The sequence below is a fragment of the Flavobacterium sp. xlx-214 genome, assembly GCF_013874595.1.
Lineage (GTDB): Bacteria > Bacteroidota > Bacteroidia > Flavobacteriales > Flavobacteriaceae > Flavobacterium.
This window is the reverse complement of sequence record NZ_CP059431.1, coordinates 1,158,003-1,176,990: the sequence shown is the minus strand read 5'-3', so window position 1 is coordinate 1,176,990 and position 18,988 is coordinate 1,158,003. Positions and strand designations below refer to the sequence as shown.

At 33.4% G+C, this 18,988-nt stretch carries 17 protein-coding genes; 5 read left to right on the top strand and 12 right to left on the bottom strand.

Translation table 11 applies throughout. The features are described 5' to 3' along the window. Positions 1-46: 46 nt before the first annotated feature. The gene (dinB, locus tag H1R17_RS05545; protein WP_163432813.1) at positions 47-1,123 is read right to left on the bottom strand and encodes a DNA polymerase IV; all 1,077 of its coding nucleotides are present in this window, start codon (positions 1,121-1,123) and stop codon (positions 47-49) included. A gap of 11 nt (positions 1,124-1,134) precedes the next feature. Continuing rightward, positions 1,135-3,183 carry a site-specific recombinase gene (locus H1R17_RS05540; protein ID WP_163432812.1) on the bottom strand — a complete coding sequence of 683 codons (2,049 nt, stop codon included), beginning with the start codon at positions 3,181-3,183 and terminating at the stop codon, positions 1,135-1,137. A 45-nt stretch (positions 3,184-3,228) separates the two neighbouring features. Between H1R17_RS05540 and H1R17_RS05535 the strand changes: the two genes are divergently transcribed. Next, positions 3,229-3,702 (top strand): CYTH domain-containing protein, encoded by a 474-nt coding sequence (locus H1R17_RS05535; protein WP_163432811.1) that lies wholly within the window; start codon positions 3,229-3,231, stop codon positions 3,700-3,702. Here H1R17_RS05535 and H1R17_RS05530 read toward each other — a convergent pair. The 4 genes from H1R17_RS05530 to H1R17_RS05515 all read right to left on the bottom strand — a co-directional run bounded on the left by H1R17_RS05530 (position 3,686) and on the right by H1R17_RS05515 (position 7,625). Continuing rightward, a complete protein-coding gene (locus H1R17_RS05530) occupies positions 3,686-4,081 on the bottom strand; it encodes a septal ring lytic transglycosylase RlpA family protein (RefSeq protein ID WP_163432810.1) in 396 nt (131 codons plus the stop codon). The two genes, H1R17_RS05535 and H1R17_RS05530, sit on opposite strands and share 17 nt — an antisense overlap. Further along, entirely contained in the window at positions 4,065-4,709 is a 645-nt protein-coding gene (locus H1R17_RS14255) for a septal ring lytic transglycosylase RlpA family protein (RefSeq protein WP_317164271.1), read from the bottom strand. Before H1R17_RS14255 ends, H1R17_RS05530 begins: the two co-directional genes overlap by 17 nt. A 79-nt stretch (positions 4,710-4,788) precedes the next feature. Next, positions 4,789-5,223 carry a hypothetical protein gene (locus tag H1R17_RS05520; RefSeq protein WP_163432809.1) on the bottom strand — a complete coding sequence of 145 codons (435 nt, stop codon included), beginning with the start codon at positions 5,221-5,223 and terminating at the stop codon, positions 4,789-4,791. A 146-nt stretch (positions 5,224-5,369) separates the two neighbouring features. Continuing rightward, positions 5,370-7,625 (bottom strand): TonB-dependent receptor domain-containing protein, encoded by a 2,256-nt coding sequence (locus tag H1R17_RS05515; protein ID WP_163432808.1) that lies wholly within the window; start codon positions 7,623-7,625, stop codon positions 5,370-5,372. A 105-nt stretch (positions 7,626-7,730) separates the two neighbouring features. Here H1R17_RS05515 and H1R17_RS05510 point away from each other — a divergent pair, with 105 nt between their 5' ends. Beyond that, positions 7,731-8,387: a metal-dependent transcriptional regulator gene (locus H1R17_RS05510; protein WP_163432807.1), complete on the top strand. Its 657-nt coding sequence runs from the start codon at positions 7,731-7,733 to the stop codon at positions 8,385-8,387. Positions 8,388-8,389: 2 nt separating this feature from the next. After that, positions 8,390-9,220, top strand: a complete 831-nt coding sequence (locus tag H1R17_RS05505) for a ZIP family metal transporter (protein WP_163432806.1) — start codon at positions 8,390-8,392, stop codon at positions 9,218-9,220. Between the two features lie 32 nt (positions 9,221-9,252). Here the strand turns inward: H1R17_RS05505 and H1R17_RS05500 are convergent, their stop codons facing one another. The 4 genes from H1R17_RS05500 to H1R17_RS05485 form a co-directional block, all read right to left on the bottom strand. Then, positions 9,253-9,375 (bottom strand): FeoB-associated Cys-rich membrane protein, encoded by a 123-nt coding sequence (locus H1R17_RS05500; RefSeq protein WP_255481782.1) that lies wholly within the window; start codon positions 9,373-9,375, stop codon positions 9,253-9,255. A gap of 6 nt (positions 9,376-9,381) precedes the next feature. Continuing rightward, on the bottom strand, positions 9,382-11,478 hold the full coding sequence (gene feoB, locus H1R17_RS05495; protein WP_163432805.1) for a ferrous iron transport protein B: 2,097 nt from the start codon (positions 11,476-11,478) through the stop codon (positions 9,382-9,384). 6 nt (positions 11,479-11,484) lie between these two features. Then, positions 11,485-11,706, bottom strand: coding sequence for a FeoA family protein (locus H1R17_RS05490; RefSeq protein WP_163432804.1), 222 nt, complete (start codon positions 11,704-11,706; stop codon positions 11,485-11,487). A gap of 107 nt (positions 11,707-11,813) precedes the next feature. Continuing rightward, positions 11,814-12,512, bottom strand: a complete 699-nt coding sequence (locus tag H1R17_RS05485; protein ID WP_163432803.1) for an SCO family protein — start codon at positions 12,510-12,512, stop codon at positions 11,814-11,816. A gap of 122 nt (positions 12,513-12,634) precedes the next feature. Between H1R17_RS05485 and H1R17_RS05480 the strand changes: the two genes are divergently transcribed. Then, on the top strand, positions 12,635-14,686 hold the full coding sequence (locus tag H1R17_RS05480; RefSeq protein WP_163432802.1) for a M13 family metallopeptidase: 2,052 nt from the start codon (positions 12,635-12,637) through the stop codon (positions 14,684-14,686). Between the two features lie 75 nt (positions 14,687-14,761). Continuing rightward, complete coding sequence (locus H1R17_RS05475) at positions 14,762-16,813, top strand: M13 family metallopeptidase (RefSeq protein WP_163432801.1); 2,052 nt, start codon at positions 14,762-14,764, stop codon at positions 16,811-16,813. Positions 16,814-16,860: 47 nt separating this feature from the next. Here H1R17_RS05475 and H1R17_RS05470 read toward each other — a convergent pair whose 3' ends face one another. Together H1R17_RS05470 and H1R17_RS05465 are read right to left on the bottom strand one after the other, a co-directional pair. After that, positions 16,861-18,159: an NAD-dependent succinate-semialdehyde dehydrogenase gene (locus H1R17_RS05470; RefSeq protein ID WP_163432800.1), complete on the bottom strand. Its 1,299-nt coding sequence runs from the start codon at positions 18,157-18,159 to the stop codon at positions 16,861-16,863. Positions 18,160-18,229: 70 nt separating this feature from the next. Further along, a complete protein-coding gene (locus H1R17_RS05465; protein WP_163432799.1) occupies positions 18,230-18,988 on the bottom strand; it encodes an SH3 domain-containing protein in 759 nt (252 codons plus the stop codon).

The window sequence follows — 18,988 nt, the reverse complement described above, 5'->3', positions numbered from 1 at the left end:
GTAAAATAAAAAAATGGGGACCGATGTTTCTATTTATCTATTTACATTAAAACTTAAATTTAAGCTGGATATATTCCAGCTTTTTTTGATTTATATTCAAATTACTTAATTGAACACCTATTAGTCTAACAGATGTTTTAAGAGTGCATTGCTCTAGTAACTCTAATGCAGTATCTAAAAGTAAATCATAACTACTAATGTAGTAAGGAAGACTTATACTTTTTGTTTGTAATGTAAAATCGCTGTATTTTATCTTAAGTGTAATGGTTTTTCCTGAAAGATCTCTCTTTCTTAATCGGGTAGAAACTTCTTCACAAACATCCTGCAACTTATCTTGCAAAGGAATTATGGAGGTAAAGTTTTCATGAAAAGTACGTTCTGCACCAATAGATTTAGGCAATCTATTAGGTATTACTTGAGAATTACTAATACCACGTGCCAATTGAAAAAAATGAGGCCCTGAATTTCCAAAATGCTCTTCAAGAAATTCCAACGATTTTGAGCGAAGATCAGCTCCTGTAAAAATTCCTAAATGATACATTCTATCACATGTTTTCTTTCCAACGCCAAAAAAACGTCGAACTTCCAATCCATCTAAAAAGGGAATAATTTCATGTGGCTCAATTGTTTTTTGTCCGTTTGGTTTATTATAATCGCTAGCTATTTTTGCTAGAAACTTGTTAACCGAAATTCCTGCCGATGCTGTTAAACCCGTGGTATCATATATTTTTCTGCGTATTTCTTCTGCAATTAACGTAGCGCTTTTTAAGTTTTTCTTGTTAATAGTAACATCTAAAAAAGCCTCGTCTAAAGACAACGGTTCAACCAGATCGGTATATTCTAAAAAAATGGATCTGATTTGTTTGGAAACTTGCTTGTATCTTTCAAAGTTGGGTTTTACGAAAATAAGTTCTGGGCACTTTTTTAAAGCCAGTTTTCCGCTCATAGCACTTTTTACACCAAATTTTCGAGCTTCATAACTTGCAGCAGAAATCACTCCTCTACTCTCTGAACCACCTACCGCAACAGGTTTATTTCTAATTTCTGGATTATCTAATTGTTCAACCGATGCATAAAATGCATCCATATCAATATGAATAATCTTTCGATTAGCAGTTTCCATAAGTCACAAAATTATTCTTGTACTTCTGTCTTTTTCTTTCTTGAAGGAAAAAAGAATTGCAACGGATGCTTTTTAAAATGCTTCCATACCGATTTTTGTAGTGAAAAAATCTCAATTAAAGGAATACTTCTAGATCTAAGTGCTAATCCTAATGACAAACCAAAGCTGACAATAAAATTCATAAATCCAACAAAAAACAGGCCTAACAAAGACCATATCCACGTCATCAATGTTAATTGAAAATCGGCACCATAAGCACCTAAAGCAATATTTCCACTAACAAAAGTAATGTGTCTAATATCTAAATTCACCCCTAAAAAGATACCTATTGAGTGGGTACTACCCATAAAAACACCAAACCAAAAATTAGAAACAATACCAGGCCATTTTTTTTCTAACCAAGAAGCTAACTTACTTGCCTTATTGGTGCCTAAGGCTGTTTTTAAAAAAGGATTTTCTTGAATACGGTAATATACCTGATTGTGTTTATTTTTATTAGACACGTTTCCTGAAATAATACCAGACAAGAACAGGAAAATACCTGCAATACCTGCATGAAATATAGCCATAGAGTGTATTGGGCTTGCATCTTTAAGCAGTGAATGCCATTTAGTATCGGTAAGATTAATACCCGTAGTATAATCAATAAGAAAAATTAATAGTAAAGCAACCGCAAAAGCCATAATTACGTTACCCACAAAAGCAATGAATTGCGACCTGAATAAACGTGCAAATAAATTAGCAAATGCACTGTGTTTTTCAGCTGTATTGGTATGGTTTTTAATTCCTTCCTCAATTGCTTTAACAATAGTAGTTGCTGTCATTGCGGGTTGTTTGGTAGCCAAAGCAAATCCACATAGGTAAATAACAATGAAACCAAAAGCATAGTTCATACTATATAAAAAAGCAAAACCAAAATCACTGGTATCTACTTTTGATAATAACACTTTAAAAATACACAAAAAACCCACTACCAAACCAGCTCCTAATGCCGCTTTAAACATTTTAAAATACTCTTTAGCAGAGTCTGTTATATAATGCTCACCCGTTTTTGCAGTGTATTGCGTTATTTCATAAGACACCACTTGCGTACTTTCATCAAGTAATTTGCTGATGTTATTTTTGTAACAATTATATTCAATTAGTTTTAAAGATAATTGTATGGTATTTTCTACACGATCTTTTGGTGCATCAACCACTAAGAAATCGAGTAAAATATGAATACGATCTAATTGTTGGCGAATTCTAAGTAAACTTTGATTTACTTTTAGGGTAATTCCGAGTTTAGAACTGTTTTTAAAGGCATGATTAATTAAATCGACACATTGTTTGTGTAAAATAACTAATTGTTTGTAGTTTAAATCGTTTTTATCAACAAACTGAATTTCACCTTTACGAAGTCTGTTTTCAATTTCAAACAATTCGTTTTCAAAACCCAGAAACGGACTTGCCAAATGATTGTACTTAGGAATCATTTTTAAAATTGCCGTTTCCATAGAGCGCCCACTCATACGTTGTGTAAGCAACCCCATTGAATACAGAATTTCAGACATAGCGCCACTTTCTGCCTTATCAAATTGATAAATATCTTGTAGTTGTAAAGTTTCAAAAAGCTCTATCAGCTCATCAAAAGGAATTTTATGAATCCAAACAAAATCGTTTTCCTTATAAAAAACCTGATTTAAAACATATTCAAGCGTATCTTTTTGGGGTTGATAAGGTAAAATTTTTGCCGAAATTCGTTTTCTAATCTCAAATAAAAAGTCAGAATCTTGCAAAATCCCTGCATCAGAAACCATTAAATTAAAGGTTCTGCCCGAAATAACTTGCTGTAAATAAAACTGTAAAATTTTGCGGTCTTTATCAAACTCAATTAAATAGTCTAACAACTCACGTAGTGTGATATTGGCAACCGCTTTTGGCTTTTTAGGTCTAAAATAAGCCACCAAATCATATAAAAAGAACAAACTTTCACCTAAAACAAGCTCATCGTTTACAATATATTTAGCAAATATTTCATCGATACTTTTATAGGAAATTTGTTTTTTTATTAAATTCATAAAATCTTTTTTTACGATATTTGAGTTTGTAAACTAAAAAATATCATGTTAGAAATTGAACGAAAATTCAGGGTTAAAAATACTACATTTTTAAGTAATATTAAAGAAAGCTACAAGATAACTCAGGGATATTTAAATTCAAGCGAAGATCGTACAGTTAGAGTTCGCATTAAAGGCAACCAAGGTTTCTTAACTATTAAAGGAAAAAGCTCTGAAAACGGCTTGAGTAGATTTGAATGGGAAAAAGAAATTTCGGTACTAGAAGCTACAGAACTTTTAAAACTGTGCGAGGATTTTGTGATTAGTAAAACAAGACACCTATTTCCTTTTAACGATGTTGTATTTGAGGTAGATGTTTTTGAAGGGGCAAACGAAGGTTTGATTGTTGCCGAAGTAGAATTAAATTCAGAAAACCAAACATTTGAAAAACCCGATTGGTTAGGTGATGAATTAACAGGCGATTTACAATATTATAATTCGTACTTAAGCAATCATCCGTATACTACTTGGAATCGATAATTTCTAGTTTCACCAACAATTTACCTGCTTTTTCATCATGAGAAATAGCATCGAATGCTTTTTTAGACAAATCAATCTCTAAACCTTTTGTAAATGGTCCACGATCTGTAATGGTAACAACAACACTTTTATTGTTTTCAATATTGGTTACTTTAATTTGAGTACCAAAATCAAGGGTTTTATGAGCAGCTGTTAGTTTACTATTTGAAAAAACAGTACCACTGGCCGTTTTTCTACCATTAAATTTATTGTGATAGTAACAAGCAAAAACCTCATTCTTATAAAATGAGGTTTTTGTATTGTTAGTATTGCTTGCTGTTTTACAACTTGCAAAACTTATCATTAAAATAAGGATTAAAATTCTATAAAGAGAACTCATTTAAGTCTAAATTTTCTGGAACTGAAGCAATTACACTTAACTCATCTGTTAACTCATTTTTCTTTTCTTCGTAATCTTCAGGTAAAACCTCAACCATTACATTTAAAGTACCACGACCTTTGTGATGAGCTAAATCCATAAATGCAGATTTGCTTAAATCTAATTTACGACCTTTTGTAAATGGTCCGCGATCGTTAATTTCTACAATAACAGTTTCGTCATTAGATAAATTAGTTACACGTACTTTAGTACCAAAAGGCAATGTTTTGTGAGCCGCAGTGTATTTTTTATTACTAAAAACATCACCGTTAGCTGTTTTTTTACCGTTAAATTTATCGTGATAATAAGAGGCTTGCACATTTTCATGCACTACTTCTACTTCCTCTTCAAGTGCTTTAAGTTCGTCGTTTAATTTTACAATTTCGCTATCTACTGTTTCTGCTTTTTCATTTATTTTAGAAGAATCTTTACTAAAATTACTAGCTGTTGCTATTTCTGCGTAAGCTAACTCCTTTCCTACAACCTTACTGTTGTTATCCGTTTCATTGTTTTCTGACATAACACTAAAACCTGTTACAGCTGTTAATGTTACTAATCCTGCTAAAATTAAATAAAAATGCTTCTTCATAAATCGTACTTTAATTAAACTTCTTTTTTTCTTGTAAAGACAAGAGGATTTTAATTCAAATGAGAATAAAAATCGAATTTTACAACCAATTGCTCCAAGGTATTCTTGATAAAATCAAGATGGTTCCTAAAGCGTACATAATTGCAATTGATTTGAATTTAGCTTTATCTGTTGTTGCTTTTTTGTGTTTAGAAAAGCCAATTGTAATTAAAACTACTGCAATAATGTTGATTAATGGATGTTCAACTGCATATAATCTTAAATTAGCATCTTTCATTACTTCTCCCATTGGCATATTGAAAATTTGTACCATTGGTGATTGAAAATACAATATAAGACCAACTAATAGTTGAATGTGTGTAAAAATTAATGCAAACAATGCAATTTTTCTATCGCCATCTTTAAAACTTTTGTTTGATGTCATTCCAATTATTGCGTTTAATGACGCAACAATTAATAGAATTAATGCTGCATAAGCAACAAAAGAATGGGCATGTTGTAATCCTGTATACATAACTTATTTTATTATTGTTTACGGGCAAAGATAGACTTTTTTTGCTTCAAAAATCACTCTTTAAAATTTTACACAAAAGCAAATATATTGAATTACAACAACATAGAAAAACTTTTAGGAAACTTTATGTTTTTTTAACACTTTTTTTAGATGCTAAAACGTACTCCAAAAAAGGTTCTTATGCCCTGATTTGGAGCGTATATATAGGTAGGATCAAACACTAAACCATACGGATTTTCGCTTGTTGGCATTGCATTTCCATTAGCATCAAATTGTACTTTTTTATTAAAAGGATCATTGGTTCTTGCAATAATAAATGGATTGTTTTTATTAGGTGTCCAATTCAAAATATTCTTAACGCCACCATAAAATTCAAAATGCTTTAATCCTTTATATGTTATTTGAATATTTTGCAAACTGTAGGTTTTAGATTTTGGCAAACGCGGATCAAGATCGCTAACCAAAGGCAAACGCATAGACCCATACAACGACCCCGAATAATCAATGGTTGTGCTTAAGGAATTAATGGTATACGAGACTGCCCAAGTTCCCGAAAAACGCTCGGTTAGCATTTGTTGTGTTTTTACACCATCTTCCACTTTATTTACATCTTGAAAAGTAGCACCCATCATTATTTTAAGGTTATTAGCGTAAACGCCATCAATATTTACACTTAACCCCTTTGTTTCGGCATATCCTTTTAAATTTTTATAGATGATTTGGTTAGGATTGGTATCATAATCTGGAATAATGGAATTGGTAAAATAGGTGTACCAGGCAGATGTTTCGGCCTGAAGGATGAAATTATTAGACAACATCCACGTTTTTAAATAATTTAGATTTACGTTGTATGATTTCTCGGGGTTTAAATTTTCTAAAACCACCACATCACGCGCACCTGTCAACGCAGCGTGTTCTTCTGTAAACAAATTAACCACCCTAAAACCAGTACCCGCATTTAAACGGATAATATCGCTTTTTTTAGATTCATACCTAAAAGCCAATCTGGGCGTAAAAATACTTTTGTGCTTTTTATGATAATCGTATCTAAGACCACCCAAAACACTAAATCGATCATTAAACTCATATGAATCTTGTAAAAAAACGCTTGGTATTGTGGTGTTATCAGCTGTTTTTGTAGCTACACTATTATCATCATAGTATTGATATCTTGCAGCAGTTCCTAATAAAAGATCATGCTTGCCAATAGATTTATCCCAATACAACTGAGCAAAAGCAATGGTTTGTTGCGCTAAAAAAGGGGTGTTTCCGTAAACCGAATTTTGATCGTGTGATGTAAACGAAAACTGACTGGTAATTTTCTCGGTAAAAGGCAACTCATACAATCCTAAAACTTCCCATCGATTGGTGTAAATTGATTCTCCATACACCTCCTCACCTCCTCTAAATTGCTTTTTCCAATTCATTTCGCCTCCCCAACGATCTTCATAAAAATAACGTGTAGCAACAGAAAATTGCTTTTTAGATTTTCGATCAAACGTAAACTTATTAAAGAATGATATACGATCTTGTAAAGTTACATCGGTAAAATTGTCTTTGTTTTTGTCAATCGGATTTGAATAATTAAAATAATTTACCCCCAATAACCAATGCACTTTTTTTGAAATAGGTACAGACAAACCAACATCGGTATTAACCTCGCCCCAAGAAGTGCCAAAAACATCTACACTGTATTTAGAAGCGTACAAAGGATTTTTAGTGATGATATTAATGAGTCCACCAACCGCCTCACTTCCGTACAAAGATGAAGCAGGTCCTTTCACAATTTCAACCTTTTCAATCAACGAATTAGGAATACCCGACAAACCATAAACCGTAGAAAGTCCACTAACAATAGGCATTCCGTCAATCAAAACAAATGTATAAGGTCCTTCTAAACCATTAATATGAATATCACCTGTGTTGCAAACGCTGCAATTTACCTGCGGTTTTACACCATTAACAATTTGCAAGGCTTCAAATATATTTGCCGTAGGATTTTTCTTAAAAAAAGTAGGCGTGTAAACCTCAACAGGCACCAAACTTTCCGATCGTAACACAGGTTTTAAGGTGCCCGAAATAACAACTTCATCTAAAACATCGGATGTATTTTCTACAGGCAACTCAAAAACTAGCTGTTTTGTTTCTGATGTTATCTCAAATTCAAAATCCACAAAATTGCCCGATGAAGCCACAACTTTAAAATGATATACACCCTCATTGTTAACATCAAAAGTAAACAATCCCTCTTCATTTGTATTAAACTCTTGATCTAACTCGGCAACATAAACTATTGTTTGTTGCGGATTTTTTGAAGCATCATACACTTTTCCTTCAACAGAAATTTGAGAATACGACCAAAAAGAAATTATCAAAAAGCAAAAAAGATATATATGTTTCATATAATTTTATTTTTAGACAAAGCTAAAATTATATTTTGAATAAAGTAAACTAAAAATTAGATATTTTTCAATCAATTATTTACCTTTGATTTTTATCTGAAAAAGATGTTAACACAAGCTGAAGAAAATTACCTAAAAGTGATCTATCATTTATCATTAACAGAAGATGAAGGAATCTCTACAAATGCTATTGCTCAGAAAATTGACACAAAAGCATCGTCTGTTACCGATATGATTAAAAAATTAAACGATAAAAACCTTATTCGTCACGAAAAATACAAAGGTGTTTTTATGACTGCTGAAGGTTTGTACAAAGCTAAAATGATTATTAGAAAACATCGTTTATGGGAGGTTTTTTTAGTAGAAAAACTAGAGTTTAATTGGGACGAGGTGCATGATGTAGCAGAAGAATTAGAACATATAAAATCGGAAAAATTAATTAATGCTTTAGATGCTTTTTTAGGTTTTCCTAAAGAAGATCCGCACGGCGATCCTATTCCAAATGCTGTAGGAGAAATTCCTTACCGTCAAAAAGAACTTCTTTCTGAAACCGAAATAAATCAAGAATATATGTGCGTGGGTGTAAAAGATACTTCATCGTCTTTCTTACAATATCTTGATAGGCAAAAAATTGCGTTAGGAAGTACTTTTAAAGTGGTAAAACATGAAAGTTTTGATCATTCCATCACCATTTTGTTTCAAAACTTGGAACTTACATTATCAAAAGTGGTAACTCAGAATATTTACGTTAAAAAAGTTTAGGTATGTTTAATGAATTAGTTTCTTATTTTGAGTCTATCAACCCAGTATGGGCGGCATTATACGCAGGACTTTTTACATGGTTTTTAACAGCATTAGGAGCAGCTTCTGTTTTTGTTTTTCGAAATCCAAATAAAAAATTATTAGATGGCATGCTTGGTTTTACAGGCGGTGTTATGGTTGCAGCCAGTTTTTGGAGTTTGTTAGCTCCTGCAATCGAAATGAGTTCAGGTGAAGGTTTTACAAAAGTAATTCCAGCATCGGTAGGATTTGCTTTAGGTGCCTTATTTCTCTTTGGGCTTGATAAAATATTACCTCATTTGCACTTAAATCATCCTATTTCAAAAACCGAAGGGGTGAAAACAAAAACGCCTTGGCAAAAAACCACTTTGCTTGTTTTAGCCATTACATTACATAATATTCCCGAAGGTTTGGCTGTTGGGGTGTTGTTTGGTGGCGTTGCGGCAGGTATACCAGAAGCAACCATTGCAGGCGCTTTAACATTAGCCATTGGTATTGGTTTGCAGAATATGCCCGAAGGTTTGGCGGTTTCTTTTCCGCTACGAAGAATGGGGATGAGTAAATCTAAAAGTTTTATGTACGGGCAAAGTTCTGCTTTGGTAGAACCTGTTTCGGCAGTAATTGGTGCTTTGGCTGTTGGTTTTTTTACACCTGTACTACCGTATGCCTTAGCATTTGCGGCTGGAGCAATGATTTTTGTTGTGATTGAAGAAGTAGTACCCGAAACCCAACAAGGTGATAATACCGATATTGCCACTTTAGGATTTGTAGGTGGTTTTATAATAATGATGATGCTAGATGTAGCATTGGGATAAAAAAAAAGAACTCAAAATTGAGTTCTTTTTTTTTATCCACATTTACAGTTTGTATCATCGCCGCAATTACCTTTTTTTTTACCTTTAAAAACAAATTTTTTAAGTAAAAAAGCAACGGCTATAAACAATACAACATATACTATAATTTCTTGCATCATTATTTATTTTAAAGTTTGATAAGCAATTAACGCAGCAATATAGGCAAAGCCTGTCATAAAAATCATTTGAAAAGCAGTCCATTTCCAAGAATTGGTTTCCTTCTTAGTTACCCCAACGGTTGATAAACACTGCATGGCAAAAGCATAAAAAAGCAATAACGAAACGCCAGTAGCAAAATCAAACATAACCGATCCATCTTCGCGTTTCTCACTTGCCATTCGCTCAACAATTCGTTGATCATCCTCAGCAACATCTTCTCCTAAATTGTATAAAGTGGCAAGATTTCCAACAAAAACCTCACGCGCCGCAAACGATGTTAACACAGCAATACTCATTTTCCAATCGTATCCTAAAGGTCTAAAAACAGGTTCAATAGTTGTACCAATCATTCCAATATAAGACGATTCTAATTGATATCCTGAAATTTCATTAGCCAATTCTTCTTTTGTTAAACCATCATTTTTATGTTTCTCAGTAATAATTTCTTCTGCCTTTCCAAAAGTAGATGATGGTCCGTGTGACCCTAAAAACCAAATTACCACTGATAACGCCAAAATAATTTTACCCGCACCTACAATATACGAAACTACTTTCTCGTACATATTTAAGAAAACGTTCTTTAAAATAGGCTTTTTGTATGTAGGCATCTCAATAATAAAGTAGGCTTTCCTATCCATTTTAATATACTTACTTAAAATCCATCCAGCACCTAAAGCGCCCAAAAATCCTAAAATGTACATAAAAGTCATAACCAAAGCTTGCAACGGTATAAAACCTAGTACATATGTTTTGGGAATGATTAACGATATAATAATGATATACACCGGAATACGTGCAGAACAAGTTGTAAAAGGCGTTACCAACATGGTTATTAAGCGCTCTTTTGGATTTTCGATATTACGTGCCGCCATAATCGCCGGAATAGCACAAGCCGTTCCTGAAACCAATGGCACAACCGATTTTCCACTTAAACCAAACGGACGCATCAATCGATCCATTAAGAAAACCACACGACTCATATAGCCTGTTTCTTCTAAAATCGAAATTAAAAAGAACAAAATAGCAATTTGCGGCACAAACATCATTACACCGCCTAAACCAGGCACAATACCATTGGCTATTAATTCGGTTAATTTTCCTGCGGGTAAGTTTTCACTGATCCAAGTAGATAAATCTGAGAACAAACCATCCACAAATTCCATAGGATAAGAAGCTAATTCAAAAATAGATCCGTAAATAAGTAGTAAAACGAATAAGAAAATGACATATCCCCACACTTTATGCGTTAAAATACGGTCAAATCGCATACGAATATCGGTTGCTTTTGATGTATCAATGGTGTAATTATCTTTTAAAACAGCATTGATGAACTGATAACGCTTAATGGTTTCACGATGTTGTAATTTCTTAACATCATTTTCTGATTTTTGAAACGAAGCATCACTTGAAACAATTGTACTTTTTATAAAAGGATATACTTTGGTTTGCGACAACCAAATTTTATACAACGATTCATTAGGAGATAAATTCGACAACAACTCAAAATAATCGTTATCAACCGTTTTTAAATTGAATATCGAATTTTTATTAAGATTTTCGTAAGAAAGTATCGCTTCTTTTAAATTCTCGATTCCTTCTTTTTTACGAGCCGAAAGCAATACAATTTTAGTTTGCAATGCTTCTTCTAATCCTTTAACATCAACAGAAATTCCTTTTTTCTCCATTTGATCGGCCATATTTAAGGCTAAAATGGTTGGAAATCCTAAATCTTTAATTTGCGTAAATAATAATAGGTTGCGTTTTAAATTTTCAACTTCTGCAATCACAACCACTACATCCGGATAATCTTTATTTTCGACATCAAACAAAGCGCTCAATGCAATTTCTTCGTCTTTAGAACTAGGATTTATCGAATAAACGCCGGGTAAATCAACAATATTTGCTTTTACCTCTTTTGATAAAATACTAGTACCTGCTTTGCGTTCAACCGTAATTCCTGGATAATTTCCTACGTGCTGATTTAAACCTGTTAAAGCGTTAAAAACCGAGGTTTTACCTACATTTGGATTACCAATTAACGCTACTTTTAAATGTTTCATTAAATGTTATATAAGTTCCACTTCAATTTGTTGTGCTAATTCTTTTCTAATACTAATAAACGAATCGTTTACTTTTAAGTAAATAGGATCTTGTAAAGGCGCAATTTGCAACACTTCAATTTCATTTCCTGGCAAACAGCCCATTTCAATTAGTTTTAAAGGAACTTCGTCCATATTCATGGATTTGATAATTCCTCTTTGGCTCTTTTTTAAGTAATTAAGAGTCATATCTTTTTATTTAGATTGAATTTAGATTGCAAATCTAGGCATTTAAAAAGGATATCCGAAACTTTAGCAGACATCCCTTTACATTTAGGTAACAATTTATAAATAAATTAACTTTTGCTACGCAGCCATTTTACATCTTCTAATAGTTGTGTAACATTTTTAGTATCGTCACCTTTATTTTCTTTTAAATTGGTGCCATCATAAAACCCGCGAATACGTCCTTTTTTATCAACCAAAATAAAATTTTCGGTATGTACCATATCATATAACTCACCAATAGTTCCTGTTTTTACTGCTAAAAACGATTGTCTTGCTAAGTAATAAATATCTTTTTGATTGCCTGTAACCATATTCCATTTAGCATCGATCACGCCTTTTTCGTCAGCATATTTTCTTAAAACTTCGGGTGTATCAATATCGGGTGTAACAGAAAATGATAATAATTTAACATCGGGCATATCTTTAATTTGTTCTTGCAACCACATCATATTATCGGTCATAATTGGGCAAATAGTTGGGCAAGTTGTAAAAAAGAAATCGGCTACATAAATAACATCTTTATAATCGTTTTGCGTAATGGTTTTATTATTTTGATTTTGAAACGAAAAATCGGCAATTTTATGCTTCATTTTATTGTTCTGATGTTGTACCAAACTATCAACCAATTCTGGGTTTACCATTGCAGGTGTGTAAATAGGCAATTGTTTTTCGGGCTTTAAAGCATTATAAAACAATGTTAATATCACCGCAGAAATTACGCCCATTGTTATAAATAAGTAACGGTAACGGTAGAAAAGATCTTTCATGAGAAAAAATTTCCGCAAAATTACCAAATGTTTTCTGCTAAAGGGTTAAATATGTTATAAAACTACGCTGCAAACGTATAAGTTGCTATTTTTGTAACTATACACAGATAATTAAACAAAAGATGAATAAAAAATTTATGTTTTTGCCTGTTACGTTATTGATGATTTGCTCATCGATGAATGCTCAGGCTCCTTCAAAAGAAAACCATGGTATTAATTTAGAATACATGGACAAAAACGTGAAACCGGGTGATGACTTTTTTAGATTTGTAAATGGTGAATGGTTTGATAAAACCGAAATTCCTGCAGACAGAACGCGTTGGGGAAGCTTTGATGAGCTACGTCAAAACACCGATATTGATGCTTTGGCTATTTTAAAAGAAGCAGTAAACAATAAAAAATTAGATCCAAAATCGGATCAAATGAAAGCGGTTAACGTTTTTAAAACCTATTTAGATTTAGACACACGTAATAAATTAGGCATTAAACCTATTCAATCTGTTTTAGATGATGTTAATAAGGTTAAAAATGTAAACGATGTGGTTGCTTTACTAACCAAACAAATGCCCGAAGGTGGTTTAGGATTTTTTGGTATGTATGTATATGCTGATGCCATGGATTCTAACAAAAACGTAGTAAACATCTCTCCTGGAAGCATAGGTTTACCAGACCGTGATTATTATGTTTCACAAGATGCCGATTCTAAAGAGAAAAAGCAAAAATACGAAGCACACGTGGCGCGTATGCTACAATTTTTAGGCATTAACGCTACCGATGCTCAAAAACAGGCGACACAAGTGGTTGCTTTAGAAACCAAAATGGCTGAGGCACGTTTAGACCGTGTAGAGCGCCGTGATCGTAGAAAAACCTACAATCCAATGTCAGTTGCCGAGTTACAAAAATTGACTCCTTCTGTAAATTGGAACAATTACTTAACTGCCGCTGGTTTAAAAAGCGTTGATAATGTAGTGGTTTCAATGCCAAAATACATGGAAACATTAGAAAACATTTTTAAAACTGCTAGTATCGATGAGTTAAAAGCGTACTTACGTTGGACGTTAATCAACAAAAACACAGGCGTTTTAACAACAGCTATTGATGAAGCAAACTTCGATTTTTACAGCAAAACCTTAACAGGTGCTATTGCGCAACGTCCTATTGAAGAGCGCGCTTTACAAGTAGTAAACGGAACAGTTGGCGAAGCTTTAGGTAAATTATATGTAGAGAAAAAATTTCCACCAGAAGCTAAAGCCAAAGCCAAAGAAATGATTGATTATGTGTTTTTAGCTTTTGAAAATCGCATCAACAATTTACCATGGATGACACCTGCTACACGTAAAGGTGCCGTTGAAAAATTACGTAAATCAACTGTAAAAATCGGTTATCCTGATAAATGGGAAGATTATTCTAAGTTAGATATTAAAGCACCTGAAAACGGTGGTACCTATTACGAAAACATGAAAAACGTGGCACGTTGGGGCTTTGCTAAAAATATTGCAGAGTACGGCAAACCGGTTGATAAAACCAAATGGGGTATGTCGCCACAAACGGTAAACGCATATTTTAACCCAACCAACAACGAAATTGTGTTTCCAGCTGCTATTTTACAACCTCCTTTCTATGATTATAAAGCAGATGAAGCGGTTAATTATGGTGGAATTGGAGCTGTAATTGGTCACGAAATTTCTCATGGTTTCGATGATTCTGGTTCTCGTTACAATGCCGATGGTAACTTGGTAAATTGGTGGACAGAAGACGATTTAAAGCAATTTACAGGTTTAGGCGGTTCATTGGCTGATCAATATTCTGCTTTAGAACCACTTCCTAATACTTTTGTTGATGGTAAATTTACCTTAGGCGAAAACATTGGCGATTTAGGTGGTGTAAACGCTGCTTATGATGGTTTGCAATTGTTTATGAAAGATAAAGGTCGCCCAGCATTGATTGATGGTTACACACCAGAACAACGTTTCTTTATTTCGTGGGGAACCATTTGGAGAACCAAAATGCGTGATGAAGCCATTAAAAATCAAGTAAAAACCGATCCGCATGCACCGGGAATGTACCGTTCATACGTACCATTGCAAAACGTAGATTCATGGTACAAAGCCTTTGATATTAAACCAGGCGATAAATTATATGTTGCTCCTGAAAAACGAGTTAAGATTTGGTAATAAAAAAGAAAAAGTCGTAATGTAACAATTACGACTTTTTTATTACTAATTTAGTTCAAAATCAATCTAAAAAGAATGAAAAAAATAGCACAATTAAGTTTATTGTCTGTTTTAGCTTTAGCTTCTTGTAAAAAAGACAAGGCAGATGCAGATAATCAACCACACGGTTTGGCCATACAATATATGGATACTACTGTAAATCCGGGTGATGATTTTTACCGATATGTAAACGGCGTTTGGTTTGATAAAACCGAAATTCCTGCTGATAAATCAACTTGGGGAAGTTTTGACGAGCTAGCTAAAAACACCGATTTAGATGTGTTAAACATGTTAAAAGAAGCAGCTAACAACAAAGATTTAAAGTCGAGTTCTGATGAAGGCAAAGCAGTAAACGTATACAAAACATATTTAGATACGGTTTCGCGTACCAATTTAGGCATTAAACCTATTGAAGGAAATTTAGCAAAAATAGCTTCTATTAAAACCATTGCTGATGTAAATACTTTAATTCAATCAACTATTTTTGAAGGTGGAACAGGTTTATTTGGTACTTATGTAAGTGCCGATGCTATCAATTCAAACAAAAATGTCATTTACATTTACGGTACAACTACTGGTTTAGGTGAGCGCGATTATTATTTATTAAAAGATGCCGAAACAACAGAAATACGTAACAAATACGAAAAACATGTAGCTAGAATGTTACAAGCTGTTGGATCAACCGAAGCCGATGCAAAAGCAAAAGCTGCGAAAATTTTAGCTTTCGAAACAAAAATTTCTGAAGCAGAATTAACGCGTGTTGAAATGCGCGACGATCGTAAAACATACAACCCAATGCCTGTTAGTAAATTAAAAACAATTGCTACAACAATTGATTGGGACGCTTATTTTGCTAAAACAGGTTTAAAAAATATTGATTCTGTAGTGGTTTCGCAACCAAAAGCTTTAGCACGCATGAACGATTTATTAAAACAAACACCTATAGAAGATGTAAAAGCGTATTTAACTTGGAACTTAATCAATGGTTCGGCTTCGGTTTTATCGCCTGCATTAGAAAAAGCAAATTGGGAGTTTTTTGGTAAAGTTTTATCGGGTGCACAAAAACAACGTCCTATAGAAGAACGCGCGGTTGGTATTGTTAACAATACGTTAGGCGAAGCTTTAGGGAAGATATATGTAGAAAAAAGATTTCCTGCTGAAGCAAAACAGAAAGCTAAGGAAATGATTGAAAATGTGGTGAAAGCTTACGAAAATCGTATCAAGAAATTACCTTGGATGGCACCTGCAACACGTCAGGGAGCTTTGGATAAATTAGCTAAATTGAGCATTAAAATTGGATATCCTGATAAGTGGGAAGATTACTCAAAATTAACCATTAAGAGTCCTGAAGAAAAAGGTACATATTACGATAATATGAAAGCTGTAACGGCTTGGGGAATTCAAAAGAATTTCGACGATTACGGAAAACCTGTTGATAAAACCAAATGGGGTATGCCACCACAAATGGTAAATGCGTATTACAACCCATCGTACAACGAAATTGTTTTCCCAGCAGCTATTTTACAACCACCTTTCTATGATTACAAAGCTGATGAAGCGGTTAATTATGGTGGAATTGGTGCCGTTATTGGTCACGAAATTTCACATGGTTTTGATGATTCTGGAGCGCGTTACAATGCCGAAGGAAATTTAGTTGATTGGTGGCAAGCAAGCGATTTAACGCAGTTTACAAAACTAGGAAAATCGTTGGCAGCGCAGTATAGCGCCTTACAACCTTTTAGCGGTATTTATGTTGATGGAGATTTTACTTTAGGTGAAAACATTGGCGATTTAGGTGGAATTACTGCTGCTTATGACGGTTTACAGTTATATTTAGCGAAACATCCACAAGAAAAAATTGATGGATTTACACCAGAACAACGCTTCTTTATTTCATGGGCAACCGTTTGGAGAACAAAATCGCGTGATGAATACGTAAAGAATCAAGTAAAAACTGATCCTCATGCTCCAGGAATTTATCGTTCGTATGTTCCGTTGCAAAACTTAGACGCTTGGTACGAAGCTTTTAATGTTAAACCAGAAAACAAGTTATACATTAAACCAGAAAATCGAGTTAAGATTTGGTAATAGAAAAATCCCGAACCATTACAGTTCGGGATTTTTCTATTTCATCACTATTTGATAACCACTGATTGCACATTGGCAAATTCATACAAGGCAAAATGAGACAATTCACGTCCGTAACCTGAATTTTTAATTCCTCCAAAAGGTACATGAGGATCTGAAATGACCATTTCGTTTATAAACAAAGCGCCTTCTTCAAACAAATGCAAATAACTTTGTAATTGTGTAACATCATTGGTAAAAATACTAGCTCCTAAACCAAAGTTACTATTATTGCTTAAAGCAATGGCGTCATCAATGGTTTTAAAAGGTAGTACAGCAGCTAAAGGTCCGAATGTTTCTTCTTTAAAAATGGGCATATCTACCGTTACATTGGTAAGAATTGTAGGTTCAAAAAAGGCCCCTCTTCTTTTTCCACCAATTTCAATAACAGCTCCCATTTGAATGCTTTTGTTCATTTGTTCTTCTAACTCTAGTGCTAAATCTTCACGAGCCATAGCGCCAAAAGTAACTTTATCATCAAACTTATCGCCTGTAACAAGTGTTGCTATCTTTTGTTTGAATAACGCAACAAACTGTTCATAAACATCCTCTTGAATTAAAAAACGTTTACCTGCAATACAACTTTGCCCCGCATTTTGCATGCGTGCAGTAACTGCTTTGGTGGCAGCATATTCCAAATCGGCATCGTTTAAAACAATAAACGCATTACTTCCGCCTAACTCTAACACACATTTTTTTAGATGTTTTCCCGCATTTTCGGCAACCGATCTTCCAGCACCTTCACTTCCTGTTAACGAAACCGCTTTTACTATTGGATTCGCAATTACCTCAGCAACTTCACTACTTTTAATAGCTAAATTTTTGTAAACAGGAAAATCAATCGATAGCACGTTAAAAACATCTTCTAACGCTTTAGCACTTAAAGGCACATTGCTTGCGTGTTTTACCACAAACGTATTACCAACCATTAAACTAGGAATTACAAATCGAAACACCTGCCAAAAAGGGAAATTCCAAGGCATTACACCTAATAAAACACCTAAAGGTTGGAAAGTGATGTAACTCTTACTCCAAGCTGTTTTTACTTCTTGTTCCTTTAGAAAAACAGCTGCATTCTCAATATAATAATCACACAAATAGGCACATTTTTCAACCTCGGCTATAGCTTGTTTTATAGGCTTGTTCATATCGGTTGTTATAGCATGGGCGTATTCGTGTTTGTTTGCTAACAATCGATTTTTAATATCTTTTAGAATGGAAATTCGATCAGTTAAAGAAAAATCTTTCCATTTCATAAACGATGTTTGTACTGTTTCTAATATCAATTGCGTGCTGTCTTGTATCATGATTTCTTCTTTTTATAAATTTAAAACAAAAAAAGGATTCGATTTTCATCTTATCCTTTTTACTATTTCTTTAAAATGTTTGTACTTTGTTTTTTTCAACCCAACCTAAAGTATCATTTGGTAACTGTACTTTAATCCACTGATTGGTTTCTTCTTTAATAAGTGCTTTTTCGCCTTCTTCAATTGTTGAGATAATTTTTGAAATCGCTCTTGGCTCTTCCATTAAACTAACCTGAGGATCACTCACAATTACATACTGACTTTTTAGTAAATAATTAGATTGATTTTTAGAGATGAAATAACAACTTACGCTTAAAACCAAAGTGAATATACCCGTACCAAACAGTATTTTTTTTGCTGAACTATTATTATTAAACCCAAATATTAACCATAATACAACCGATAAAAAGGTAAAACCAATAGCCATATATGCCCATGTATTGGGTTTTAAAAAGTGAAAAACACTATACAACATTTGTTGTTGCGGTATTGGCAAATTGCCTTTTATGGTTTTGGTTTTTAACTTTTCTGCAAAATTTAGATTAATCCGGGCTGCTTCATTATCGGGTTGTAATTTTAAACTTTTTTCTAAGTGGTAAATACTTAAACCTGTTTTTTGCAAACGCAAATAAGAAGTTCCTAAATTATAATGCAAGGTTGCGTTTAACGAATCTTTCTTAACCAATTCATTAAAAATAGTTGCAGATGTTTGGTAATCTTTACTTGCAAACGCATTTAAGCCTTTATTAAAAAGAGCATCGTTGTTTTCTTGCGCTGTTGCAACGCTAAAAAAACAGAAACTTAAAAAAAGTAGCACTAACTGTTTCAT